Annotated in this window: 22 protein-coding genes; 11 read left to right on the top strand and 11 right to left on the bottom strand. The window is 64.7% G+C overall.

Translation table 11 applies throughout. The annotated features are described in order from the left end of the window. Together BraRD5C2_RS39260 and BraRD5C2_RS39255 are read right to left on the bottom strand one after the other, a co-directional pair. On the bottom strand, positions 1–1,161 hold a 1,161-nt coding region (locus BraRD5C2_RS39260), incomplete at its 3' end, for a chemotaxis protein CheA (RefSeq protein WP_223977866.1). Between the two features lie 398 nt (positions 1,162–1,559). Then, positions 1,560–3,158 (bottom strand): flagellin N-terminal helical domain-containing protein, encoded by a 1,599-nt coding sequence (locus BraRD5C2_RS39255; protein WP_223977864.1) that lies wholly within the window; start codon positions 3,156–3,158, stop codon positions 1,560–1,562. Between the two features lie 555 nt (positions 3,159–3,713). Here BraRD5C2_RS39255 and BraRD5C2_RS39250 point away from each other — a divergent pair. The 3 genes from BraRD5C2_RS39250 (at position 3,714) to BraRD5C2_RS39240 (ending at position 5,743) form a co-directional block, all read left to right on the top strand. Continuing rightward, positions 3,714–4,424, top strand: a complete 711-nt coding sequence (locus tag BraRD5C2_RS39250) for a Crp/Fnr family transcriptional regulator (RefSeq protein WP_223977862.1) — start codon at positions 3,714–3,716, stop codon at positions 4,422–4,424. A gap of 194 nt (positions 4,425–4,618) precedes the next feature. Beyond that, positions 4,619–5,338 carry a Crp/Fnr family transcriptional regulator gene (locus BraRD5C2_RS39245; protein WP_223977860.1) on the top strand — a complete coding sequence of 240 codons (720 nt, stop codon included), beginning with the start codon at positions 4,619–4,621 and terminating at the stop codon, positions 5,336–5,338. A 156-nt stretch (positions 5,339–5,494) separates the two neighbouring features. Next, positions 5,495–5,743 carry a hypothetical protein gene (locus BraRD5C2_RS39240; protein ID WP_223977859.1) on the top strand — a complete coding sequence of 83 codons (249 nt, stop codon included), beginning with the start codon at positions 5,495–5,497 and terminating at the stop codon, positions 5,741–5,743. A gap of 140 nt (positions 5,744–5,883) precedes the next feature. Here BraRD5C2_RS39240 and BraRD5C2_RS39235 read toward each other — a convergent pair whose 3' ends face one another. Then, positions 5,884–6,492, bottom strand: a complete 609-nt coding sequence (locus BraRD5C2_RS39235) for a helix-turn-helix domain-containing protein (protein ID WP_308444492.1) — start codon at positions 6,490–6,492, stop codon at positions 5,884–5,886. 704 nt (positions 6,493–7,196) lie between these two features. Between BraRD5C2_RS39235 and BraRD5C2_RS39230 the strand changes: the two genes are divergently transcribed. Both BraRD5C2_RS39230 and BraRD5C2_RS39225 read left to right on the top strand, forming a co-directional pair. Then, complete coding sequence (locus BraRD5C2_RS39230) at positions 7,197–7,592, top strand: hypothetical protein (protein WP_223977855.1); 396 nt, start codon at positions 7,197–7,199, stop codon at positions 7,590–7,592. Positions 7,593–7,669: 77 nt separating this feature from the next. Continuing rightward, on the top strand, positions 7,670–8,344 hold the full coding sequence (locus BraRD5C2_RS39225) for a hypothetical protein (protein WP_223977853.1): 675 nt from the start codon (positions 7,670–7,672) through the stop codon (positions 8,342–8,344). Between the two features lie 67 nt (positions 8,345–8,411). On the opposite strand, the gene BraRD5C2_RS39220 is transcribed toward BraRD5C2_RS39225, so the two are convergent. After that, positions 8,412–8,594: a hypothetical protein gene (locus BraRD5C2_RS39220; RefSeq protein WP_223977851.1), complete on the bottom strand. Its 183-nt coding sequence runs from the start codon at positions 8,592–8,594 to the stop codon at positions 8,412–8,414. A 96-nt stretch (positions 8,595–8,690) separates the two neighbouring features. Next, positions 8,691–9,692 (bottom strand): glycoside hydrolase family 3 N-terminal domain-containing protein, encoded by a 1,002-nt coding sequence (locus BraRD5C2_RS39215; RefSeq protein WP_223977848.1) that lies wholly within the window; start codon positions 9,690–9,692, stop codon positions 8,691–8,693. 187 nt (positions 9,693–9,879) lie between these two features. Here BraRD5C2_RS39215 and BraRD5C2_RS39210 point away from each other — a divergent pair, with 187 nt between their 5' ends. After that, entirely contained in the window at positions 9,880–11,925 is a 2,046-nt protein-coding gene (locus BraRD5C2_RS39210) for an acetoacetate--CoA ligase (RefSeq protein WP_223977844.1), read from the top strand. 16 nt (positions 11,926–11,941) lie between these two features. Here BraRD5C2_RS39210 and BraRD5C2_RS39205 read toward each other — a convergent pair whose 3' ends face one another. Then, positions 11,942–12,865, bottom strand: coding sequence for a LysR substrate-binding domain-containing protein (locus tag BraRD5C2_RS39205; RefSeq protein ID WP_223977841.1), 924 nt, complete (start codon positions 12,863–12,865; stop codon positions 11,942–11,944). Positions 12,866–12,936: 71 nt separating this feature from the next. Here BraRD5C2_RS39205 and BraRD5C2_RS39200 point away from each other — a divergent pair, with 71 nt between their 5' ends. From BraRD5C2_RS39200 to BraRD5C2_RS39190, 3 genes are read left to right on the top strand one after another with little or no spacing between them, the layout of a single operon-like run. After that, positions 12,937–14,097 (top strand): DSD1 family PLP-dependent enzyme, encoded by a 1,161-nt coding sequence (locus BraRD5C2_RS39200; protein ID WP_374708102.1) that lies wholly within the window; start codon positions 12,937–12,939, stop codon positions 14,095–14,097. Between the two features lie 17 nt (positions 14,098–14,114). After that, complete coding sequence (locus BraRD5C2_RS39195; RefSeq protein WP_223977834.1) at positions 14,115–14,771, top strand: HAD-IA family hydrolase; 657 nt, start codon at positions 14,115–14,117, stop codon at positions 14,769–14,771. 13 nt (positions 14,772–14,784) lie between these two features. Continuing rightward, positions 14,785–15,918 (top strand): threonine synthase, encoded by a 1,134-nt coding sequence (locus tag BraRD5C2_RS39190; RefSeq protein WP_223977830.1) that lies wholly within the window; start codon positions 14,785–14,787, stop codon positions 15,916–15,918. A 15-nt stretch (positions 15,919–15,933) separates the two neighbouring features. On the opposite strand, the gene BraRD5C2_RS39185 is transcribed toward BraRD5C2_RS39190, so the two are convergent. From BraRD5C2_RS39185 to BraRD5C2_RS39170, 4 genes are read right to left on the bottom strand one after another with little or no spacing between them, the layout of a single operon-like run. Continuing rightward, a complete protein-coding gene (locus tag BraRD5C2_RS39185; protein ID WP_275945296.1) occupies positions 15,934–16,965 on the bottom strand; it encodes a glycosyltransferase family 4 protein in 1,032 nt (343 codons plus the stop codon). Beyond that, positions 16,965–18,068 (bottom strand): UDP-2,3-diacylglucosamine diphosphatase, encoded by a 1,104-nt coding sequence (locus tag BraRD5C2_RS39180; RefSeq protein WP_308444491.1) that lies wholly within the window; start codon positions 18,066–18,068, stop codon positions 16,965–16,967. Before BraRD5C2_RS39180 ends, BraRD5C2_RS39185 begins: the two co-directional genes overlap by 1 nt. Then, positions 18,065–18,724, bottom strand: a complete 660-nt coding sequence (locus tag BraRD5C2_RS39175) for a DedA family protein (RefSeq protein WP_223977827.1) — start codon at positions 18,722–18,724, stop codon at positions 18,065–18,067. The genes BraRD5C2_RS39180 and BraRD5C2_RS39175 overlap by 4 nt, the downstream gene beginning before the upstream one ends. A gap of 10 nt (positions 18,725–18,734) precedes the next feature. Beyond that, the gene (locus tag BraRD5C2_RS39170) at positions 18,735–19,313 is read right to left on the bottom strand and encodes a class I SAM-dependent methyltransferase (RefSeq protein ID WP_223977824.1); all 579 of its coding nucleotides are present in this window, start codon (positions 19,311–19,313) and stop codon (positions 18,735–18,737) included. 323 nt (positions 19,314–19,636) lie between these two features. Here BraRD5C2_RS39170 and BraRD5C2_RS39165 point away from each other — a divergent pair, with 323 nt between their 5' ends. Both BraRD5C2_RS39165 and BraRD5C2_RS39160 read left to right on the top strand, forming a co-directional pair. Continuing rightward, positions 19,637–20,311 (top strand): response regulator transcription factor, encoded by a 675-nt coding sequence (locus BraRD5C2_RS39165; RefSeq protein WP_223977821.1) that lies wholly within the window; start codon positions 19,637–19,639, stop codon positions 20,309–20,311. Positions 20,312–20,316: 5 nt separating this feature from the next. Next, the gene (locus BraRD5C2_RS39160) at positions 20,317–21,672 is read left to right on the top strand and encodes a sensor histidine kinase (protein WP_223977881.1); all 1,356 of its coding nucleotides are present in this window, start codon (positions 20,317–20,319) and stop codon (positions 21,670–21,672) included. On the opposite strand, the gene acmB is transcribed toward BraRD5C2_RS39160, so the two are convergent. Next, positions 21,669–22,862 carry a methyl acetate hydrolase AcmB gene (acmB, locus tag BraRD5C2_RS39155; protein WP_223977819.1) on the bottom strand — a complete coding sequence of 398 codons (1,194 nt, stop codon included), beginning with the start codon at positions 22,860–22,862 and terminating at the stop codon, positions 21,669–21,671. The two genes, BraRD5C2_RS39160 and acmB, sit on opposite strands and share 4 nt — an antisense overlap. Positions 22,863–22,921 lie beyond the last annotated feature (59 nt).

The following is a 22,921-nucleotide window of genomic DNA, read 5'->3' as shown; positions in this document are numbered from 1 at the left end:
GCCATTGTCGGCGATGCAGATGATGATGTGGCCGCCTTCGTGATAGGCGGACAGGCGAATGGTGCCCTGCTCGGGCTTGCCGCTGGCGACCCGCTCGGCGGTGGTCTCCAGGCCATGATCGGCCGAGTTGCGCACCATGTGCGTCAACGGATCCTTGATCAGGTCGAGCACCTGGCGGTCGAGCTCGGTGTCGGCGCCGTGCATCTCCAGCTCGATCTGCTTGCCGAGTTCGCCGGAGAGATCGCGGACGATGCGCGGCAGCTTCTGCCAGGCATTGCCGATCGGCTGCATGCGCGTCTTCATGACGCCTTCCTGCAGCTCGGCGGTGACGTTGGAGAGCCGCTGCAACGGCACCTTGAACTCGGTGTCCTCGTTGCGCCTGGAGATCTCGAGCAGCTGGTTGCGGGTCAGCACCAGCTCGGAGACCATGGTCATGAGGTGTTCGAGGGTATCGACATTGACCCGGATCGACTGGTTGGCGATCTTGTCGCCTTCCTGGACAACATCCTCGGCGGCGGCCTTGCGGGCCGGCTTCTTCGCAGCCTCGGCCGGCTCGGCTGCGGGGGCAGCAGCGACGGGTTTGGCGACCGGCGCGGATGCAGCCACTTCAATCTCGGTCTCGCGGAAGGCGCGCTCGAGCTCGTCGAGCGAGACCTCGCCCGGACGCAGCGGACGCTCCAGCGTCTGCACCACCAGCGTGCCTTCGGTCATTGCCGCCTGCACGGATGGAGATTCAACGACTGGCATATCTTCAGCAGCAGTCTCGCCGGCAGCCATCGCGGCCATGCCGCGCTCGACCATCGCCTCGAGCTGATCGATCAGATCGCGGTCGTTACCCTCCGGCTCGGCCTCGGTCGCCTCGAGCCCACCGAGGATCTCCTTGATGCGGTCGATCGAGGACAGGATCAGCGTCACGGCTTCCGCTTTCACCGGCATGCCGTCGCGGAATTTGCCCATCAGGGTCTCGCCGGCATGCGCCAGCGCTTCCAGCCGCGGCAGCCCGAGGAAGCCGCAGGTGCCCTTGATCGTGTGCACAAGGCGGAAAATGTTGTCCAGGATCTTCGCGTTGTTCGGATCCTGCTCGAACTGCACCAGCTGGTTGTCGACCGTATCCAGGCTCTCGCTGCTCTCCGTCAGGAACTCGCGCAACAGATCGTCCATGAATCGGTCCCCTCAAGGTGCTACGGAACGCTCGCCTCGCATCGATAACTTGGCCGGCTTCACGGCGACGTTAATTTCGTCGTCCGTGCAAATACGGACGATGAAGCCTTTCAAGGACGACGCATCACGACATCACAGCCGGTTTCACAGCAACAGGCCCATACCACCCGAACGGGAAAGAGCCCGTTCCACCTGTCGTCGCAATTTGAACGAAATGAGATCGAGGGGCCGTCAAATCCGGCGAAACGCTGGCGGTCATGACATCCGCCTGCATCAGGACGCGATCGCCCGTGGGTTGAACATGAGTTGAAACCGACGGGATGGTTAAGCGAACCCAAAAGCAAAGGCGGCGGAGTTTCCTCCGCCGCCTCGATAGTCGTTGTCTGTCGCGGCTACGCTTAGCGGAGCAGCTGCAGAACGCTCTGCTGCGACTGGTTGGCCAGCGCCAGCGCGGACACCGCGATCGATTGGCGGGTCGACAGCGCCTGGCTGTTGGCCGCTTCCTCGTTGGTGTCGGCCAGCGTCAGGTTGGACGAGCCGGTCTGCAGCACGTTGATCAGGTTCTTCGAGAAGTCCTGGCGGATCTGCACGATCGACAGGTTCGAACCGAGGGTCGAAGCCTGGGTGCGCAGCAGGCCGCTCGCACTGTTGAGCGTCTTCAGCGTGGCGTTGGCCGAAGCGTTGTCGATGAAGTCCGTGCCGGCGGTCAGCTTGGTGAGGTTGAGGCCGGAGGCATCGAAGGTAACGCCCTGGATCTTCAGCGTCGAGGAACCCGTCTCGTTGAAGGTCAGCTTGAGCTGATCGCCATTGAGCAGGTTGATGCCGTTGTACGAGGCGTCCTGGGCGGTCGTGGTGATCTGGTCCAGGATGTTGTTGTACTGGTTGACCAGGTTGGCGCGGTTCGACAACCCATTCGGATCCTGCACCGGGGCGCTGCCCGCGAGGCCGTTGAACAGCTTGCCGGAAGCAGCTGCCGTGCCACCGATCGTGCCGATGGTCGAAGACGCAGCATCGTTCGTGGTGCTGATGGTGAGCGCACCGCTTGCGCTGAGCGACGCCTGCAGGTTGTTGGCCGACAGAGCGTTGTTCAGGTCGTTGAGGGACTTCACCTGGCCCGCGCCGCTACCGAACGTAATGTTGGTGGCCTTGCCGTTGCCGGTCGCGCCGATCGTCAGCGTCAAGCCATCCAGCGGCGAAGGCGTTGCCACGGTGCGTGCCTTGGTTCCGGCGGTAAGGCCGAAAGCGGCGAGGCCCGAGCCGGAGATGTTGAGGTCCTGGTTCACGCCCGTGCTGATCTGGAGCGCACCAGCCGTAATGGTGGAAGCGGTGGTCGTGCCGGTGATGCCGTCGATCGCCGTGAGCAGGTCGCCGACGGTCAGGTTGCTGCCAGCTCCCGTGCCGAGGGTGACGTTGCCGGACGAATCGGTCGTCGAAGTGGTCTGCGAGGTCGAGAACGTGATCGACTTGCCGTTGACGTTGATCGTGCCGGTCGGAGTAGCCGCCAGGGTATCGGAGTTGGTCGCAGTGACGAGCTTGGTTGCGGTGGTGATTGCCGCGGGCGTCGTGAGATTGTTATTGACGGCCGTGCCAGCGAGGATGGCATTGCTGTAGGTGGCGGTGCCACGGATATCGTCGGTGGTGGCGCCGGTGACCACGGCGGTTGTCACCTGCGACTTCTGGGAATAGCCGACCGCTGCCTGCAGGGCCTGGTTGGCGACCGACTTGGCGCTGTCGACCAGCTTCTGCAGCGAAGTGATGCCGGTGTTGGCGGCCTGCAGCACCTGCACGCCGTTGCCGATGCCATCCAGCAGATTGTTGATGTCGCTGGCGCGGTTGTCGAGCGACTGCGCCGTGAAGAAGTTGGTCGGATTGTCGAGCGCGGTGTTGACCTTCTTGCCGGTGGACAAGCGGTTCTGCGTGGTGGCGAGCAGGTCGGCCGTCGACTGCAGCGAAAGCAGGTTCTGACGGACCGATGACGAAAGGACGATGCCGGACATACTGGTACCCTTCTGGATGAACACGAATGACGCGACGCCGTAAATTTCGCACGGCGACCGGTGCCACACTGGTCGGTCCGCGCTACCCGTTCGTTAAAGGGCCGCTCCGTACAAATACCCAGGATAGCTTTGCCGGTAATTCTTGGACCGCGGCGCAGAGGCCCGGCTGAGCGGCGCGTGTTCGTCGCCGGATCAATCTCGTGACAGCGAATTAGTCCTCGCATTTGCGGGACTTGGCGCATGCTCGCGCTGCCCATCGCGGGCTTCAATATCCGCGATGGCAATTGCGACGGCGCACGCTTGAGCAGGCATTAGAGTTAATGGAAATCAATAAATGCGAGACAATGTCGCAACCGTATCGTCCGGGATGTGCGGCATCCGAATCGCCTCGAACGCCGCGCAAGTCGATGCGATTGCCGACCGTCTGCCCCCTAGAGGGTATAAGGTTCGCACCACAACCCTTGTGCTATTGGACAGGCAAGCTATGTTCGCACTCCACACGCCAAGAGTAGGTGATGCGAGACCATAGTGCTCCCGCCCTCGGCAGGAGCTCCAATGTCCGCGGTATCGCGTCCGCCCAATCGCCTGTTGCAAGCACTTCCCTCCACGGAATACGCGCAACTTCATCCCCTTCTGGAATCCGTCGACCTGACCAAGGAAACGGTGCTCGCCGATGCCGGCGCGCCGGTGCAGCGGGTCTATTTCCCGCACGGCGGCGTGGTCTCGATGATGGTCAATCTGTCTGACGGGCAGTCAGTCGAGATTGCAACCATCGGTCGTGACGGCATCGTCGGCGCATCCGCCGCCCTGCATGAGCGGCCGCTGCTCGCCGACGCGATTGTGGTGGCGCCGGGCACGGCATCGATGGTGCGGGCGGAAGATTTCCGCGAGGCCGCCAATCGCAGCGCGCAGTTCCGGACCCTGGTTGCTCTCTATGAGCAGGCGCTGATGGCGCAGACCCAGCAATCCGTCGCCTGCAATGTGTCGCATCCGGTGGAGGCGCGACTGTCGCGCTGGCTGCTGCGCGCGCGCGACCTCTGCGGCAGCGAAGCCTTGCCGCTGACTCAGGAGATGCTGGCGCAGATGATCGGTGTGCGGCGCAATGCGGTTTCGATCGTCGCGCACGGGTTTCAGCAGGCCGGTATCCTGCGCTACAGCCGCGGCCATATCGAAATCACCGATATCGACGGCCTGCGGAAGGCGGCGTGTGAATGTTATGCGACCGTCAAGGCGCACGCCGAACAATTGATCGGGCCGGAAGATTGATCGAGGCCGCGCGCACGCTCAACTGATTTGCCGAGCAACACAAACGCGATCCTGTGGCGATAGCTGTTCCTAATGGAACCAAGATATGTTTCCATTGGAACCAAGACGTGCCAGAATAAGTTGTAGAACGACCCAACTGCACGCATTAGCCCTGATGACCAGAGACAAGCTTTGCCGGGAGGCAGGAGGTTGCTTTGGATACGGTTCCGCGACCGCCCAACGGATTTCTGGCTTCGCTCTCGGAGAGCGATTTTGGGCTGATCCGGCCCTATTTGCGGACGATTGACCTCGCCGCCGATTCAGTCCTGATCGAGACCGACGAGGTGCTCAAGCGGACATACATGCCGCACAAGGGGGTGATCTCGCTGGTGGTCAGGCTGGCAAGGGGCGTCTGCGTGCAGATCGCGATGGTCGGCCGCGGCAGCATCTACGGTGCGTTCGCGGGGCTTGGTGAAGCCCCCACGCTGAACAGCGCCGTCGTGCTGGTGCCGGGCGTCGCTTCGACGATCGAGGTCGAAGCCTTGCGGGCGGCCGCCGGCGAGAGTCCGTCTCTGCGAGCGATGCTGATTCGGCACGGTCTCGCCGTCTATGCCCAGATCCAGCAGACCGCCGGCTGCAATGCCGCGCACACCGTGGAGTCGCGGCTGGCGCGATGCCTGCTGCACACGCGCGACCTTTCCGGCAGCAACAAGATCGCCCTGACGCAGGAGGCAATGGCCCAGATGATCGGCGCGCGCCGCAACAGCGTGTCGCTGGTCGCGCATACCCTGCAACAGGCCAATTTCATCCACTACAGCCGCGGCCACATCGAGATCACCAATGCGGATGGACTGATCAGAACCGCGTGCGAGTGCTACGCCACGGTCAAGGCGCAATATGCGAGGCTGCTGAGTTGCCAGGAAGCCGGCGGCTAGACCTTGCTATTCTTGACGCGTTTTCTTCACGCGAAACGGCGTCCACTTCGCTCGAAAACGCTCTGACGGGCCCGCAAGCCGTACTTCTACGGCGTACGATTTTCACCGTCGGATAACGCTGCATCCGCAAAGTTGCGTCGACGCACGGGGGAGCCGATGTTCACGTACGAGACGACCGACCGGAAGGAAGCCCGGCGCTTCCGCATGGCCCAGTTCAACGGCCGGCCCGCCACCGTCAGGTCCGCGGGCGCGACAGTGACGGGACGTGTGCGCGCGATCGTCGAGAGCAAGTCCGGCGCGACGGCGGCATGGGTGGTCACGATCGTTCCGGACGAGCCGAAGACAGCCGCCTCCGCCGCGCGGCCCGCGCCGCGCCTGTGCTTCGCCGCGGAAGACGATTTCTGAGAACCGCGAACCGCTTCATCGCTCAGACCCCGCTCCGACGGAATCGGAACGGGCTCTGAACTTTGGTTTCGACGCATTTTCCTTGCGCTAACCGGTACCCACCCCGCATCAAGTGCGGGGCAGGCCTCGCTGAAACCGCTCTATGCGGAATGCAACAAGGCCTTGCGGACCAGATCTGCGGTGTTGCGCGCGCCGAGTTTGCGCATGGCCTCGGCGCGATGGCTCTCGAACGTGCGCGGACTGATATTCATCCGCAACGCGCCCTGCTTGTTGGAATAGCCGTCGCTGATCAGGCTGAGCACCTCACGCTCGCGCTTGGTCAGCGGCTTGCGGCCCGCCTCCGGCGTGAACATGACGTCGGGCGATCGGGCACCAGCCGGCTTGTCGTCGAGCGGCGGTCTGAGATCGGTGGCCGGAAGCGCATTCGGATAGAGATCGGAGATCTGCTTCAGCATCGCGGACACCCGCTCGGTCTGCTCGAGCGCGTTCTCGATCACCTGCCGCAGATAGACGCCGTTGCCGGGCGCATGCGCGAACTGCTGACTGTGCTGTTTGAGCTCGTTCATATAGAGGAGCAGCGCCGTCACCGGCCCGTTGAACTGCCGGACGATCGCCGCACCGGCGTCCGCGGTCACCTGCGCTCGCGGCGCAGCGGCTCCCTGAAGCTCGGGCGGCTGTGCCTCCAGCGTCGCGGTTCCGCCCATCCATGTGGGAAGGCGGGCCTCGGCTCGATTGTCATGTTGCGTCATAAGTATGGTTTACCGAAGGTGAACTTGTGGCCGCGTTAACACGAGGCTCCGTAAAACTACGGGTGACGCAACTGTGACCTCGGACCCCGACCTGCCAAGCAGGCGCAGATTACCGCTGATTTGGCAACGAATCTCCCTTGTTTGATCGGAAGGACGGTATTCTTACGGGACACCGAGGCGCCTCATTCCGATGATCGCGCAGGTGGGGCTTTACCTTCCAGGGCGCTCCCGGGCGCATCCGCACCCACATCCGCCCGCTGGGCTCAGGTCGAAATGGGCAGGATTCGCGCCGCCCCTCGGACATCAAGGTCGCCGGAGCCGAAGGAACTTCTCCAGGAAGCGTCCCGAAAGGACGAACCTGAGCCACCAATACGCCATTCGCCGGGTCGTCATCGACCAGCCCTCCGGGCATCGGGATCGCACCGGCTTACCGCATGCCGGGCGACGCGCGTATGAGACGGATCACATCGGCCTAGAGCGTTTTCGAGCGAAGTGGACGCCGGTTCGGGTGAAGAAAACGCGGCAAAACAACAAACTGGAGCTTCGGTTCTGATTCTATCAGAACCGAAAATGCTCCAGGCCCCGCGGGTCAGGCGAATGTCAATTTACAGCCCCGGCATGCGCCGCGATGATCGCCGCCTCTCGATCAACAACAAAAGGGCGCGACAATGAAGCGAGGGCGGAACGGGCGGAAAGAATCCTGGATGGCGATTGCGGCGCTGGCCGCAGCACTGCTGTCCGGCACCGGCGCGCGGGCCCAGACCACGCCGACCGGCAATGCAGCGCCAACGTCAGACAACGCGATCATGGTCACCATCTTCTTCAAGCATGATCAGTCGCGCCCGCTCAGCGAGTTGAATGCGCAACTCGAGCGGCAGGGCTTCTACAGGGCGTTTCCGCCCGAAGGTGTCGAGGTCGTGAGCTGGTATGTGATGATGGGGGTCGGCCAGGTGGTGACCCTGCGGCTGCCGGCCTCGCGATTGCGCGAGGTCAATCGCGTCGTCGAGAACAGTGCCTGGGGCGCCTATCACACCGAGTTCTATCCGACCTACGACTACAAGGCGGTCGGGATCGGCAATCACGAGAAGGCGAAGCAGTAACCAATCAGGTCCAAGTGCGCTTGCCGGACTTTTCACGCTTCGGTAGAGAAGGCCATCGCGGCGACGGAAGTCCAGTCATGACAACAACCGAGCACGGCCTAAGCGCACCCCACAGGTGCCGACTGCGCGGCCGACTGGCCTTTGCGCTTGCCTTGCTGGCATCGATTGCCATCCATCCGGGCAGAGTACATGCCGCTGCGGACGACACAGAGCAATCCGCCGCCTGGGCCGTGCTGTTCGAGGAGGATACGAGCGATCCGTATGGCCGGAAGCTTCTCGGTTCGGTCGTCTGGCACACCGATACGATCAAATCGGCTGGTGCACCCGATGAAACGATCGTGCTCGCCGACGTCGATATCCCGAAGCGCTTCAAGATGACGCTGACGCTCAAACGCAACACTGACAAGGCTCTTCCGGCCAGCCATCTGATTGAACTGACATTCGTGCCGGTCCCTGGATTCATCGGGCAGCGCATCAACAACGTCGCGGGGATTCTGACGAAATCGACCGAGCAGGGACGCGGTACTGCGCTCGCCGGCATTTCCGCCAGGGTCACCGACAACATGTTCATGATCGGCCTATCGAATGGCCAGGCGGACCGGCAGCGCAACCTCCAGGCGCTCAAGGAGCGACCTTGGTTCGATATCGCGATCGTTGACGGCAATCAGCATCGCTCGATCCTCGCAGTCGAAAAAGGATCGGCAGGAGATTCCGCTTTCGCCACGGCATTAGCTGCCTGGGGGCAGAACTAGACCGCGCTTCGGACCTGCCGGTTCTGGCTCAGTCAGAACCGGCTCATCATTCGACCTGATCCACTGCCTAGGCGTGGGCCCGCGAGCGCTGGCTCAGCCGCTTGGCCAGTATCCGCAAATCCTCGGCGCGCCCGCTGCAAAGCAGGCGGCTGAATTCGTCGGGATCGATGCCGGCAGGCGGAAATTCTGCTGAGTTGCGTGGAACGCGGCGTAGCCAGGTCAATCGGAAGAGACGCTTGAGCATCTTCATGGTTGTTAGCCCCGATGAGCGTCGTTGTTAAATCGCGGCAATGAAGTTTGGTTCCGTTCCTTGTGGTCGCCCGGCGCAAAATTTGGTTCAATGCGATCAGGCGAGCAGTGCCTTGCGCTTTTGCACCCGCGCAATGGATCGGCTCACCTTGGCCTGATCCAGCGATCCGTCCTGCAGCGCACCCGCGACCGCGGCGGCGATGCCGGCCATCGCCTGCTCCTCATCGAACAGATTGTTGCCGATGCAGATCATGTCCATGCCGGCGGCGATCGCCTGCAAGCTGGCCGCGCTCGTGCCGAGCGCCTTTTGCAGACCCTGCATCTGCATGTCGTCGGTGATCAGCAGCGTCTCGGGCAGCCGGCGGCGAAGCCGGCCGATCCCCGCCGCCGACAGGGTCATCGGATGCTGCGCGTCCCACTGGCGGACAATGGCGTGACTGACCAGCACCGCATCGCCGAAGATATCCGGGGCCAACGAGTAGAACAGATCTTCCTGCTCCGGCCGCAGCGCATCGGAAATGTCCATGAACTCCAGGTGTGAATCGACATGCGCCCCGCCGATGCCCGGAAAATGCTTCAGGCAAAGACCGACGCCTGCCTGCCGCGCCGCAGCGTCGACCAGGCGGGCGTTGGCCTCGACCTCGCCGATCTCGGACGAATAGGACCGCTTGATCCTGCCGATGTTGGGATTGTCGGAATTGTAATCCACGTCGATGACGGGCGCGAAATTGTAGCTGATGCCAAGCCGGCGCAGCTCGCCATAGCTTGCGGCCAGGATCGCCTGCTTGTCCGCATGTGCGAGCCGATTGAAATCCTTCGCGCTCGGCAGCGGCTGAAAACCCAGCCCGTCCTTGAGCCGGCGCACCAGACCGCCCTCCTGATCAATGAAGACCAGCGGCTGCGACGGCAGCGCTGCGATCTCGGCGCAGAGCGACCGCAGCTGCGCGGGCGAGGCGACGTTGTTGTCGTATTGCCGGGTCTGGCACGAGTAATCGAACAGGATCACCCCGCCGAGCCCGAACCGCGCAGCAAATTCCCTCAGCCAGGACGGGATGACCTTGCCGTGGAAGCCGAGGATGAAAAGTTCGCCGACGGACATGGCCGCTCGCTATCGGATAGGCATGGAATCAGCCCCGCACCCAACGCAATAGCACGCTACGGCGGCGGTAAGAATATGACGCAAGCCGCGACCGCGACTGCGTTCCCCGTGCTCGCATCACTATGTTAAGACACGAAGGCTTGCCTCGATCGCGCATGCCACAACACAAGAGATTCCGGAAACGCCCATGACCGCACCTTACGTCCCGCAAATGGCCCTGTACCGCGACTGGCTGAAGGAGACGCGCGGCCTTGCGTTTGCGGATTTCGAGGCGATGCGGCGCTGGTCGGTCACCGATATCGACGCCTTCTGGCAGAGCGTCTGGGACTATTTCGACCTGCGCTCGCCGACGCCGCATGCGGCAGTGCTGGCCGAGCGCAAGATGCCGGGCGCGGTGTGGTTTCCCGGCGCTTCGGTGAATTATGCGCGTCAGGTCTTTCGCCATGTCGCGCCGGCGCATGCCGCCGGCCTGCCGGCCCTGATCTCGAGCGGCGAGGATGGCAAGTTGTCGGAGATGAGCTGGCCGGAGCTGCAGCGCAAATCGGCGGCGCTGGCGCTGCACCTAAAGGCCAAGGGCGTCCGCGCCGGCGATCGCGTTGCGGCCTATCTGCCGAACATCCCCGAGACGATCATCGCGTTTCTGGCGACCGCGAGCCTGGGTGCGATCTGGAGCGTCTGCGCGCCCGACATGGCGGCGCCTGCGGTGATCGACCGCTTCAAGCAGATCGAGCCGACGGTGCTGATCGCCTGCGACGCCGTGACCTATGCGGGCCGGCGTCATGACCGGCAAGGTGTGATCGAGGAATTGCGGCGCGCACTGCCGACGGTCGAGCATGTCATCCTGCACAGCGACGCCGCGCCGTCAGAGACCCGATTGTCGTCCATCCTTGCGGGCCAGAGCGTGGAGATCGACGCCTTCGAGCCGGAATGGCTGCCGTTCCATCATCCGCTCTGGATCGTCTATTCCTCGGGCACCACGGGATTGCCGAAGCCGATCCTGCACAGCCATGGCGGCGTGATCGTCGTGGCGCTGCCGCTCTCGACCCTGCACAACGACATCGGCTGCAGCTATCAGCAAAACTCGTTCGGCGAACGCTTCCACTGGTACTCGTCGACCGGCTGGATCATGTGGAATTGCCAGGCCAACGGCCTGCTCAACGGCACGACCTGCTGCATCTTCGACGGCAGCCCTGGCGGCACCAAGGACAAGCCGGACTGGACCACGCTGTGGCGCTTCGTCGCCGACGCCAAGGCGACCTTCTTCGGCGCCGGCGCGGCGTTCTTCGCCAATTGCACCAAGGCCGAGATCGATCTCGCAGGTGTCGGCGACCTCTCGGGCCTGCGCACACTCGGCTCGACCGGCTCGCCGCTCAGTGCCGACACGCAGGCCTGGTTCAACGAACGCTTCGCCGCGCTTTCGAAGCGCAACGGCAACGCCGCGCAGGCCGACATCTGGTGGGCCAACATCTCCGGCGGCACCGACTTCGCGGGCGCCTTCATTGGCGGCAACCGCGAGCTGCCGCAGACGCCGGGCATCATGCAGTGCCGGCTGCTCGGCTGTGCGGTGGAAGCCTTCGACGAGCAGGGCCGCGCCGTGATCGACGAGGTCGGCGAGCTCGTCTGCACCGAGCCGCTGCCCTCGATGCCGCTGCGCTTCTGGAACGATCCCGGCAATGCGCGTTATCTGTCGAGCTATTTCGAGACCTATCCCGACAATTTCGACGGAAGTGGCCGCGGCCCGGTGTGGCGGCATGGCGACTGGCTCAAGATCAACCCCGACGGCTCCTGCGTGATCTACGGCCGCAGCGACGCCACCATCAACCGCCATGGCTTGCGGATGGGCACCAGCGAGCTCTATTCGGCGATCGAGGCGCTGCCGGAGGTGCTGGATTCGATGGTCGTCGATCTCGAATACCTCGGCCGTGACAGCTACATGCCGCTGTTCGTGGTGCTGCGCGAGGGCGTTGCCCTCGATGCTGCGATGAAGGCGAAGATCAACAAGGCGGTTGAGGCCGGGCTGTCGCGCCGCTTCCTGCCCAGCGACATCTTCGTGGTGGCGGAAATTCCGCGCACGCTGTCCGGCAAGAAGCAGGAGCTGCCGGTCAAGAAGCTGTTGCTCGGCCACCCCGTCGAGAAAGTCATCAACCGCGACGCGATGGCCAATCCCGGCTGCCTCGACTGGTATCTCGATTTTGCAAGGAGCTATCTGAGCAGGCAGGCCGGCGCGGCATAAGCGATCGCGCCGTCCGTCAGCGCGGCCTGCTGCGCCAGGGCGGCGGCGTAAGGGCGGCGCGCAGATGCTCGACAAAAGCCTGCGTGCGCCTAGCCCGCCCGCCGCGGCCCGGATTGAGCAGCGCAACGATGTCGGCCGGCGGCAGGCGGAAGTTCGGCAGCACACGCACCAGCCGGCCACCGGCGAGGTCCTCGGCGACATCCCACTCCGACCTCACGATCAGGCCGTGATCCATGAGCGCCCAGGCCTTCACCACCTCGCCGTCATTGCTCGACAGCATCGGCTCGATCCTGACGACGTCAGGCTCCGACGCCGCGCGCCTTCGCGAGAAGCGCCAGAGCGTGACGTCCTCCTCGTTCTCGCGCAACGCGATGCATTGATGCCCGCGCAGATCCTGCGGGCTCGCCGGCATTCCCTTGCGCTTCAGATAGGCCGGTGCGGCGCAAAGAAAGCGTTCATTGGGCGCAAGGCGCAGCAAGCGAAGCGTGGAATCCTTCAGCGCCCCGATATGGATCATGACATCCCACGCGCTCGCGGCGGCACGCGCCGGCCGATCGGACAGTTCGAGCTCGACCGACACATCGGGATGCCGGGACCGGAAGGCAGCAACGACCGGGGCGACGTAGCGGCGTCCGAAGCCGAGCGGCGCAAGAATTTTCAGGTGGCCGGCGATGGTTCCGCGCCGCGCCTGCAGCGCTTCCGTCAACTCCGTCGCCTCGTCGAGCAGCGTGCCGCCGCGCAGCACCAGCAGCTCGCCCTCATCGGTCAATGTCAGCCGCCGGGCCGAACGGCTGACCAGTTGAACGCCCAGGCGCTGCTCGAGGCTCTGCAGCCGCTGCGAGACGGCTGAAGGCGTCACGTCGAGCGCTCGGGCCGCGGCCGCGAGCGACCGGGCCGCAGCGATGGCCAGGAAGAAGCGGATGTCGTCGGTGGAGAGCATTAAGTCCAGACTTAATCCAAGAATGACATTCGGTAAATTGTACTTAGCATGGAAACGGCTAGTCTCGCCGGATGTCAGCAGCCCCTGTTTTGAACGCCCCGCATCCGCTTGCCGATATCGAGACACCCTGCCTCGTCCTCGACGAAGACCGGATGCTGCACAATATCGCCCGCCTGAAGACGCGGCTGTCGCGGCTTGGCGTGCCGCTGCGCCCGCATCTGAAGACCGCGAAATCCATTCCGGCGGCGCGCGCCGTCATGGACGGCCCAGGCGGCCCGGCGGCGGTCTCGACCCTCCAGGAAGCCGAGGTGTTTGCTGCGGCAGGCGTGAAAGACATCCTCTATGCCGTCGGCATCGCGCCGCAAAAGCTTGATCGCGTCGCCGCGCTGCGGCGGCAGGGCGTGGACCTCTCTGTGGTGCTCGACAGCCCTGAGCAGGCGGCGGCCGTCACCACGATGGCGCGCATGACGAACGATCGCATTCCCGTGCTGATCGAGATCGATTGCGACGGCCATCGCGCCGGTGTCGGCGCGCACGAGCCGCAGCTGGTCGAGATCGGCCGCGCGCTGCATCAAGGCGGCGCTGAACTGCGCGGCGTGATGGCGCATGCCGGCGAATCCTATTCCTGCCGCAGCGTAGCGGCGCTCGAGCAGGCGGCCGAACAGGAGCGTGCCGCCGCGGTCGCCTGCGCCGAGGCATTGCGCGCGGCCGGACTGCCCTGCCCCGCGGTCAGCGTCGGCTCGACGCCGACCGCGCATTTCGCGTGCCGGCTCGATGGCGTCACCGAGGTGCGCGCCGGCGTGTTCGTGATGTTCGACCTTGTCATGGCCGGGATCGGGGTCTGTACGGTCGAGGACATTGCGCTGTCGGTGCTGACGACGGTGATCGGCCATCGCGCCGATCGCGGCTGGACCTTCATCGATGCGGGCTGGATGGCGCTGTCGCGCGATCGCGGCACCGCGAAGCAGCCGATCGACCAGGGCTACGGCATCGTCTGCGATATCGATGGACGGCCCTATCCCGATTTGATCGTGACCGAAACCAATCAGGAGCACGGCATCATCGCGCTCCGTCCCGGCAGCACCGCGCCGCAGGTGACGCTGCCGATCGGCACGAAGGTGCGGATCCTGCCGAACCATGCCTGCGCGACCGGAGCCCAGCACGACCGCTACCATGTCGTCGCCGCCGGCTCCGGCTCGGTCCGGCAATGGGAGCGGTTTCGCGGATGGTAGGAAACGGAGCACAGCCCATGACCCGAGCCTATGACGCCGTTCTGTTCGATCTGCTGACCGCGCTGCTCGACAGCTGGACACTCTGGAACAAGGTGGCGGGCTCCGACGAAGCCGGGCTGCGCTGGCGTGCCGAGTATCTCAGGAACACCTATGCCACCGGACGCTATCGTCCCTATGAGGATCTGGTGGGCGAGGCTGCGCGCAATGTCGGGCTGCCGTTCGAATTGGCCGAGGAGCTCGGCGCAAGCTATGCTAAGCTCGATCCCTGGCCCGAGGTTTTCGATGTCCTGCAAACGCTGCACGAGGCCGGCGTCGCGCTCGGCGTCGTGACCAACTGCTCGGAGCGACTCGGCCGCATCGCCGCCGATCGCCTCGGCGTTCCCCTCACCGTGTTCGTGACGGCCGAACGCGCCGGCTATTACAAGCCGCAGCCGCAACCCTATCAGCTCGCCCTCGACGAATTGCCGGTCCCGGCCAATCGATGCCTGTTCGTCGCGGGATCGGGCTATGATCTGTTCGGTACGGCACGTGTGCAGTTGCCGACTTGGTGGCATAATCGGGCCGAAATGAACCTGCCGGAAGGGGCGCCCGCCCCGATCATGGTTCGTGACAGCCTTGCGACCTTGCCGGCTTTCGTGCTCGGTCGCGAAATGTCCGACCGGACCGTGCCTTGAGGACTGAATAGAGATGCCTTCACCTGGTTATATCGACCCGCTCAACGGAAAGCTCTATCCGCTGGATGTTCCGCGCTGGTGCTCCGACGAGGGCAAGCCGCTGCTCGTCACACCGCTGCCCGGCATCTCCCGCGACGAGGTCGACCGCGGGACGCGCTCGCTGTGGCGCTACCGCGCGGCGCTGCCGGTCGAGATCAGGCAGCCGATCACGATGGGCGAAGGCTGCACGCCCGCGGTCGAGAAGCCGTGGGGCGATCTGCGGCCGCATTTCAAGCTCGAATGGTTCAACCCGACCGCAAGCTTCAAGGATCGCGGCACCACCGTGATGCTGTCTTTCCTGCGCCAGCTCGGCGTCGACGCGGTGCTGGAGGACTCTTCCGGCAATGGCGGCGCGTCGGTCTCGGCCTATGGCGCGGCGGGCGGCATGCGGGTCAGGATCCTTGCGCCGGCGACGACATCGCCGATGAAGGTGGCGCAGATGCACGCCTTCGGCGCCGAGGTGCAACTGGTCGAGGGCCCGCGCGAGGAATCCGAGGCGGAAGCGATCCGCCAGTCGAAGCAGACCTTCTACTCCAGCCACAACTGGCAGCCATTCTTCCTGCAGGGCACCAAGTCGCTGGCCTACGAGATCTGGGAGGACTTCGGCTTCACCGCGCCGGACAATGTCATCATGCCGGTCGGCGCCGGCAGCAGCCTGCTCGGCTGCCATATCGGCTTCAAGGAGCTGCTTGCGGCCGGTCAGATCAAGAAGCTGCCGCGGCTGTTTGCCGCGCAACCACTCAATTGCTCGCCGGTCGATGCCAGCTTCGCCGCCGGCCTCGACACGCCGGTCGATCGCGCGGTCCGCAAGACCATCGCCGAGGGTACCGCGATCAAGCATCCGCTGCGCCTCAAGCAGATGATCGCGGCGCTGAAGGAGAGCGGCGGCGGCACGGTCGCGATTCCCGAAGACGGCATCGTCGCCGCATTGAAGCGGATGGCGCATACGGGCCTGTTCGTCGAGCCGACCTCGGCCTCGGCCGCCGCCGCACTCGACGTCCTGAAGGAGCGCGGCGCGATCCGGCCGGCAGAGCGCACCGTCGTCATCATCAGCGGGACCGGGATCAAGGCAGCCGGGCTGATCACCGAATTGCTGGGTAACCAGTAGGCCCGGAAACCGGCCTCATCCTCCCGCTACGGCGGCGCGCGCCGGTGAGGCGTGCGCCCGCCCGATATTGTCGAGGAACTGACGCACGCTTTCCTGCCAGGTGAAGGTCAGGGCGTGGGCGCGGCATTTCTCGCGCGGCACCTGCAGCGCGCCGAGCGCCGCGCGGCGCAGATCATGATCGAGACAACCGCAGCCTGACTTGCCGATCACGTCGAGCGGCCCCATCACCGGAAAGGCCGCAACCGGCAGGCCGCTGGCCAGCGCCTCGAGGATCACCATCCCGAACGTATCGGTCAGACTTGGAAACACCATGACGTCGGCGGATGCATAGACATCGGCGAGCGCGCGGCCGGTCCGCGTGCCGAGAAAATGGACCTGCGGAAACCGGGCCTGCAATGTGCTGCGCTGCGGCCCGTCCCCGACCACGACTTTCGAGCCCGGCAGGTCGAGACCGAGAAAGGCATCGAGGTTCTTCTCGACCGCAACGCGGCCGACATAGAGGAACACCGGCGCCGGGAAGGCGAGCGGCCGCTCGGCACGCGGACAAAACAGCTCGGCATCGACGCCGCGCGACCATGGCATCAATTTGCGGAAGCCATGGGCCTTCAGCGCCTGCTCGAGCGACGCCGAGCCGACCATGATGCCGTCTCCGCTATTATGGAAACGGCGCAACGCCGCGTAGCTCCACCGCAGCGGGACCGGCAGCCGCGCGGCGAGATATTCGGGAAAGCGCGTGTGATAGCTGGTCGTGAACGGATAGCCGCGGGTCTGGCAGACGTGTCGGCTGATCCAGCCGATCGGACCTTCGGTCGCGATGTGCACCGAGTCCGGGCGCGCAGCCGCGATGGCACGCGCGATCTGTCCGATCGTCGGCAGCGCGAGCCGGATTTCGGGATAGCCGGGCAGCGGCACGGTACGGAAATCGGCCGGCGTCAAGAAGCTGATCTGGGCGCCGAGCGACGGCGCTTCACTGGCGAGATATTCGAGCGAGCGGACCACACCGTTGATCTGCGGCCGCCAGGCGTCGGTTGCCACCAGCACGCGCATCAGGCCGCCGCCTGCGCGAGCGGCACAAGCTCCGCCGCATCCAGCGTCGTTCGCGCCTCCGTCCATCGGACGATTTCAAACTGCCCGTCATAGCGCTCGACCACGCCCGTGCACGACTCCACCCAATCCCCGGTGTTGATGTAGCGGACGCCGAAATCGTCGTGCAGCGCCGCGTGATGGATGTGGCCGCAGATCACGCCCTGAACGTTGCTGCGCGCGGCCTCCGACGCCAGCACCTCCTCGGACCGGCCGATGTGGTTGACCGCATTCTTGACCCGCAATTTCACCCAGGAGGAGAACGACCAGTAGCCGAACCCAAATCGGCGCCTGATCCAGTTGAGCCAGATATTGCAGGCGAGCGCAGCCCGATAGCCGGCATCGCCGATCAGCGCGAGCCAGCGCGCATGCCGCACCACGAGATCGAAATGATCGCCGTGAACGACGAGATAGTCGCGTCCGTCGAGGCCACGATGGATCGCCCGATCGACAATCTCGACGCCGCCGAACGCCGCACCGGCATAGTCACGCAGGAACTCGTCGTGATTTCCGGGAATGTAGACCAGGCGACAGCCTCGTTGCGCGAGCTCGATCAGCTCCCGCGCAACCGCATTATGCGCCGTGGGCCAGTACCAGCTCGAGCGCAGACACCAGCCGTCGACGATGTCGCCGACCAGGAATACGGTTTCGGCATCATGGTGACGAAGGAAGTCGATCAACCGCTCGGCCTGGCATCCCCTAGTTCCGAGATGGACTTCGGAGACGAACAGGCTCCTGACCTTGACGACATCCCGAGGCGTGTGATTGCCAGCCCCATGCATCGCAAGTTGGGAGTCGACCTTGCCGTCCGGCCGAAACGCCGCCGCCATGGCTTCGACCAATCCCGCAAGAACCTTCGTAACATCGCGGCTGGCGCATCGCCGGAAGATCGATCGGTGCCAATAGATGCCTGCGATAAGCACCAGCAGCGCGAACTCGGCGGCACGATATCGCCCGCCGGAAGCCGCGTGACCGAACTGATAGCTTGCGGCCAGGACCAGCAGCGTCGCGGCGGCGCGCTCGAGCGTATCCGAGCCCGGCCGCAGGCGGGACAACAGGGTTCTCATACGCCTTCCTCCACCGGCAAGCGTGAGGGTAGCGCGAGCGGTTTTGCCAAAGGCCGCGGCGCGAGCGAGCGCTTGTAGAAGCGAAATCCCAGGAACAGCGCGACCTCCACGGCGATCAGGATGACCACCACCCAGAAGCCGAGGCTGATCGGATCTTGGCCGCTGCCGCGCAGGACATAGCCAAGTGTGAGGAACGGCATGTTCCAGATCAGGGTCCCGATCGCCGTCGCCATCACGAAGGCGCGCGGCTCCAGGTGCAACACACCGGCTGGGAGAGCGAGGTAAATCCGCACGGTAGGCAAGTTCTGACCGATCAGCGTCACCCAGAAATGATTGCCGCGATAGGCGTCGGTGAGCTGTCGATAGAGCGAAGGCCGCAGCAACACGAACTTGCCATAGCGCGCCACCAGCCCCTCGATGCGCCGCGAGCCGAGCGCGCGCCCGAGCCCGTACCAACCGATGGCACCGACGACGGACCCGACGCTGGTCGCGAGGATGGTCATTGCGAGCATCGAGCCGTCGGAGATCGTCAAGCCGAGCAGCATCAGCAGCACGTAGGACGGCAGCAGCGGAATGAATTTCTCGGCGACGGCGAGGCAGCCAACGCCCACCAGGCCGAAGTGCAGAAACATCGCGATCGTGCTCGACGTGTCCATGGCGCCTCGATCAAGCGTGGGTGTGGCGGCGGCTGATCCGGTACACGGAAGCCGGCGGCAGGTTGAGGAACGTCTGCCCGATGCAGCTCGCCTGCAGATCGAGACGATCCAGGATCGCGTCTGCGACAGGACACCGCGGGCCATAGGTGATCTGGTAGAACGCGCCGCCAGCGCGGAGATAGCCGAAGGCGCCGTGCAGGATGGTGATGACCTTCTCCGGCGGCATCATGAGAAGCCCGAGGCCGCTTACGACCGCACCGACCGGCGCCCCGTCGAACAGGCTCTCCCTGCGCAGCCAGGCCGCGTCCATCCAGAACACCCGCGCGCCCGGGAAGCGCCGCTGCAGCAGCGGGATGAACTCGGAGCCGTACTCCACGAGCGTGAGATCCTGCTGCCTCACGCCACGCTTCAGCAACGCGCGGGTGAAGACGCCCGTGCCGGGGCCGAGCTCGAGCACGGGGCCGGTGTCCGCGGTGATTTCCTGCGCCATGAGCGACGAGACCGCGGGCCCCGACGGCGCGACCGCGGCGACACGCAACGGATTACGCACCCAGGCGCGGACGAACGGCAGGATGTCAGCGGCGGACATGCTGGAGCTGCCGCACGGTGAGCGCGCAATCGGTCTGGCGCCGCGGATTCGATAACAAGAGCATTCGCGTGTCTTTCGCATTGCGGGGGCCCACCATCATGTGTGGTAGGCTCCCGTCGGTTGAGCAGTGCCGGTCGGTGTCGAGACGATTCGATCGTCCCGATGCACGCTTCTGTCTCATGCGAAGCTTGCGCGAGCCTGTCGCGAATCCACGCGCGTGCGAAATTTTGGCGTACGACGCAATCACGCGGAGCAAACCGCAAGGTTGCCGCAATGAATGAGACATAAAGTCGGCAGATCGATGCGGAGGTAGAGACAACGAAATGCGGGTGCTGTTGGTGGAGGACCAGCCGGACATGGTCGCGGCGTTGCGTGCGGCACTCGCTCGCCACGACATGCTGGTCGATCACGCGCCGGATCTTCTGGAAGCCGAGGCGATTGCCGCAGCGGGAATTTACGACGCGATCGTGCTCGACCGCCAATTGCCTGACGGCGACGGGCTGTCGCTGATCCCGAAATTGCGCGCGAGCGGCAACACCGTGCCGGTGCTGGTGCTGACCGCGCGCGGCGAGCTGGCGGACCGAATCTCGGGCCTCGACAGCGGTGCGGACGATTATCTCGGCAAGCCGTTTGCGTTCGAGGAGCTGCTGGCTCGGCTGCGCGCGCTGCTGCGCCGGCCCGCCAACGTGCAGCAGCATGCCGCGCGGATCGGCCGCCTGTCGTTCGACTTCACCCATCGCGAGGCCAGCGTCGACGGACGCCCGCTGGAGATGCCGCGTCGCGAGCGGCTGGTGCTTGAAACACTGATGCATCGGATGGGACGCATGGTGCAGCGCTCCGCGCTGATGGAGGCGGTCTACGGCCTCGACGACGACGTGCAGCCCAATGCGCTGGACAGTCATGTGTCGCGCTTGCGCCGCAGGCTCACAGAGGCCGACGCCGGCGTCACCATCAACGGCGTTCGTGGCCTAGGCTATATGCTGCGAGAGACACCGTGAGCCTGCTGCGACCGCGATCCCTCACCTGGCGCCTGGTCGGACGCCTCGCGGGTCTGCAGGCCGTTGCGTTGACTCTCCTGATTCTGCTGATCGGGGCCGCCGCGATCGGGCTGCTGTGGGCAGGGCTCTTGATCGGCGAGTACCAAGGCAGCACCCTCGATACGCTGAGGGACGCCATCACACGCGATGAAGCGGGCGGACTGACGCTGCGCAAGACACCGGAATTGGCCGCCTTGCGCGCCGAGCACGCCGATCTCTGGTTCATCATCCGCGACGCTGACGGTCACCAGATCTCCGAGGGCACCGTGCCCTCGCAATTCGCACCGATCGCATCGGCCCTCGAGCATGTCAGCGAGGCGGTGCTCAAGTGGAACGACGCCGTGGCCGCGCGTCCCGCTGGGCTCGTCAAATCGGTCGACACGTCGGCTGGATCAGTCCAGATCCTGACCGGAACATACGGCGAGCTCTCGATGTGGCGAGCCCTGCAGATCACACCGCAGCTGTTCCTCAACATGATCCTGCCGATCGTCGTGCTGATGACGCTGGCGACGTTGGTCGCGACCCCTTTCGTGGTGCGCCGGGCAATGAAAGGCCTCGCACTGGTCGCGGCGCAGGCCGAACGCATCGACATCGACCAGCGCGGCGCGCAATTGCCGCTCGACGAGGTGCCGGTCGAGATCACCCCGCTGGTCAAGGCCATCAATGCCGCGCTCGACCGCCTCGACAAGGGTTACGAACGCCATCGCCGCTTCCTTGCTGATGCCGCGCACGAGCTGCGCACGCCGATCGCTATCCTCTCGACACGGGTCGCTTCGCTGGAGGCCGGACCGGAGAAGACCCATCTGCTCGAAGACGCGACCCGCCTCAGCGTCATGGCCGGCCAGCTGCTGGACCTGCAGCGGCTCGATCAGCGCGCCGACACGTTCGGCCCCGTCAATCTCGTCGGCATCGCGCGGCAGGTCGTGCTCGACCTCGCGCCGCTGGCTTTCGCGGCCGGGTATGAAATGTCGTTTGAGCACGATGGCGAGACGGTCATGGTGACCGGCGACCAGACCTCGCTCGAACGGGCCCTCACCAATCTCGTGCAGAACGCTGTCGACCACGGGCAGCGTCGCGGCACGATCCTGGTTCGGGTGACGTCAGCCGGCCAGATCGAGGTCAGCGACGACGGCGACGGCATTCCGCCGGACGAACGCGAGCAGATCTTCGAACCGTTCCGCCGGCTACATCCGGGCGGGCGCGGCGCCGGCCTCGGCCTCGATCTCGTGCAGAGCATCATGCGTCTGCACGGCGGCCGGATCGACGTCGATCAGGCGCCGTCCGGCGGCGCCTGCATGCGCATGGCGTTCCCGCAGGTTTAACCCGCCTTGCGCAGTTTCAGGGCCTCGTAGAATGAGGTCTCGAAATTGATGTAACCGACGAAGGATGTCGGATCACCAAACGGCAGGATCTGCGTCGCCCAGAATCCGCCGAAGCCGTTCTGGCGATCGATCCAGTAGAACAGGTTGGCGAGGCCGGCCCAGCCGAGCGCGCCGGCGGGACGGCCGGTCGGAGCCTGCTCGTCATTGATCATGAAGCTGAGCGCCCATGATTTCGACTGGCCGGGGAAGAACTCGGCGTCGTTGGCGAGCGAGGTGATCACGCCGGTAATGGCGGTGACCTTGTTGTTGCCGAGATGGTTCTTCTCCGCCATCCGCACGGTTTCGGCTTTCAGGACCCGGCCATGCTCGCCGGCGCCGTCGTTCAGCCACATCCGGATGAAGCGCATGTAGTCGCCGATGGTGCCGTAGAGCCCGTGGCCACCCATATGGATCTCCGGATTGGCCGGCAATTCGAAATCCATCGGCGTGAGCGATCCGTCGGCGTTGCGGGCGTGAATGCCGGCGAGCTGGCGGCGCATCGCGTCGGTGAGCTCGAATGCCGTGTCCTGGATTCCGAGCGGCTCGAAGATCCGCGTCTTGAAGACCTCGCCGAGCCGGCGGCCGGCGATCGACTCGACGATCTGGCCGCACCAATCCAGGTTGGTGCCGTATTCCCATCGCTCGCCGGGATCGAACAGCAGCGGCGTCATCAACGACGCCTTGGACGCCGTGATCACGCTGGGCTGCCCCTTCTCCTGCGCGAGGCGATTATAGGTGTGATTGATGAAGTCGTAGCCCAGGCCTGCGCTGTGGACCATCAGCATGCGCGTGGTGATGTCGCGCTTCGGTGCACGCAGCCGCGGCTCGCCCTTGTCGTCAAAACCCTCGATAACCCTGAGCTTGCCGAGGTCGGGCGCGTAGGTCTTGGCCGGCGCGTCGAGATCGAGCTTGCCCTCCTCGACGAGTTGCAGGACCGCTGTCCCGGTAATCGCCTTGGTGGTCGAGAAGATGGCGAACACGCTGTCGGTCGTCATGTCCGCGGCCTGGTCGAGACGGCGCTTGCCGGCGGCGCCTTCGTAGATGTTGCGATGGCGGTCGGTCACCATGGCAACGACGCCGGGAACGCGCGGGTTGGATGTCACGACGCCGTCGAGAATCGCATCTGCTGCCGCACCAAAATTCATGCTCATTGTCGTCCTCCCATATTCTATCTTGTGATATGATCGATCGTGGGCGGCGGCACGGTCAG

It is taken from the genome of Bradyrhizobium sp. RD5-C2 (assembly GCF_019972155.1).
Lineage (GTDB): Bacteria > Pseudomonadota > Alphaproteobacteria > Rhizobiales > Xanthobacteraceae > Bradyrhizobium.
Note: the sequence above shows the minus strand (reverse complement) of the source record. Positions and strands in the feature narration are given on the sequence as shown.

Bases quoted from the DNA above. Each gene is read 5' to 3' on its own strand.
- BraRD5C2_RS39255 (WP_223977864.1), bottom strand. From the start codon at position 3,158: ATGTCCGGCATCGTCCTTTCGTCATCGGTCCGTCAGAACCTGCTTTCG.
- BraRD5C2_RS39250 (WP_223977862.1), top strand. From the start codon at position 3,714: ATGTCCGCGGTATCGCGTCCGCCCAATCGCCTGTTGCAAGCACTTCCC.
- BraRD5C2_RS39240 (WP_223977859.1), top strand. From the start codon at position 5,495: ATGTTCACGTACGAGACGACCGACCGGAAGGAAGCCCGGCGCTTCCGC.
- BraRD5C2_RS39235 (WP_308444492.1), bottom strand. From the start codon at position 6,492: ATGACGCAACATGACAATCGAGCCGAGGCCCGCCTTCCCACATGGATG.
- BraRD5C2_RS39230 (WP_223977855.1), top strand. From the start codon at position 7,197: ATGGCGATTGCGGCGCTGGCCGCAGCACTGCTGTCCGGCACCGGCGCG.
- BraRD5C2_RS39225 (WP_223977853.1), top strand. From the start codon at position 7,670: ATGACAACAACCGAGCACGGCCTAAGCGCACCCCACAGGTGCCGACTG.
- BraRD5C2_RS39220 (WP_223977851.1), bottom strand. From the start codon at position 8,594: ATGAAGATGCTCAAGCGTCTCTTCCGATTGACCTGGCTACGCCGCGTT.
- BraRD5C2_RS39215 (WP_223977848.1), bottom strand. From the start codon at position 9,692: ATGTCCGTCGGCGAACTTTTCATCCTCGGCTTCCACGGCAAGGTCATC.
- BraRD5C2_RS39210 (WP_223977844.1), top strand. From the start codon at position 9,880: ATGACCGCACCTTACGTCCCGCAAATGGCCCTGTACCGCGACTGGCTG.
- BraRD5C2_RS39205 (WP_223977841.1), bottom strand. From the start codon at position 12,865: ATGCTCTCCACCGACGACATCCGCTTCTTCCTGGCCATCGCTGCGGCC.
- BraRD5C2_RS39200 (WP_374708102.1), top strand. From the start codon at position 12,937: ATGTCAGCAGCCCCTGTTTTGAACGCCCCGCATCCGCTTGCCGATATC.
- BraRD5C2_RS39195 (WP_223977834.1), top strand. From the start codon at position 14,115: ATGACCCGAGCCTATGACGCCGTTCTGTTCGATCTGCTGACCGCGCTG.
- BraRD5C2_RS39190 (WP_223977830.1), top strand. From the start codon at position 14,785: ATGCCTTCACCTGGTTATATCGACCCGCTCAACGGAAAGCTCTATCCG.
- BraRD5C2_RS39185 (WP_275945296.1), bottom strand. From the start codon at position 16,965: ATGCGCGTGCTGGTGGCAACCGACGCCTGGCGGCCGCAGATCAACGGT.
- BraRD5C2_RS39180 (WP_308444491.1), bottom strand. From the start codon at position 18,068: ATGAGAACCCTGTTGTCCCGCCTGCGGCCGGGCTCGGATACGCTCGAG.
- BraRD5C2_RS39175 (WP_223977827.1), bottom strand. From the start codon at position 18,724: ATGGACACGTCGAGCACGATCGCGATGTTTCTGCACTTCGGCCTGGTG.
- BraRD5C2_RS39170 (WP_223977824.1), bottom strand. From the start codon at position 19,313: ATGTCCGCCGCTGACATCCTGCCGTTCGTCCGCGCCTGGGTGCGTAAT.
- BraRD5C2_RS39165 (WP_223977821.1), top strand. From the start codon at position 19,637: ATGCGGGTGCTGTTGGTGGAGGACCAGCCGGACATGGTCGCGGCGTTG.
- acmB (WP_223977819.1), bottom strand. From the start codon at position 22,862: ATGAGCATGAATTTTGGTGCGGCAGCAGATGCGATTCTCGACGGCGTC.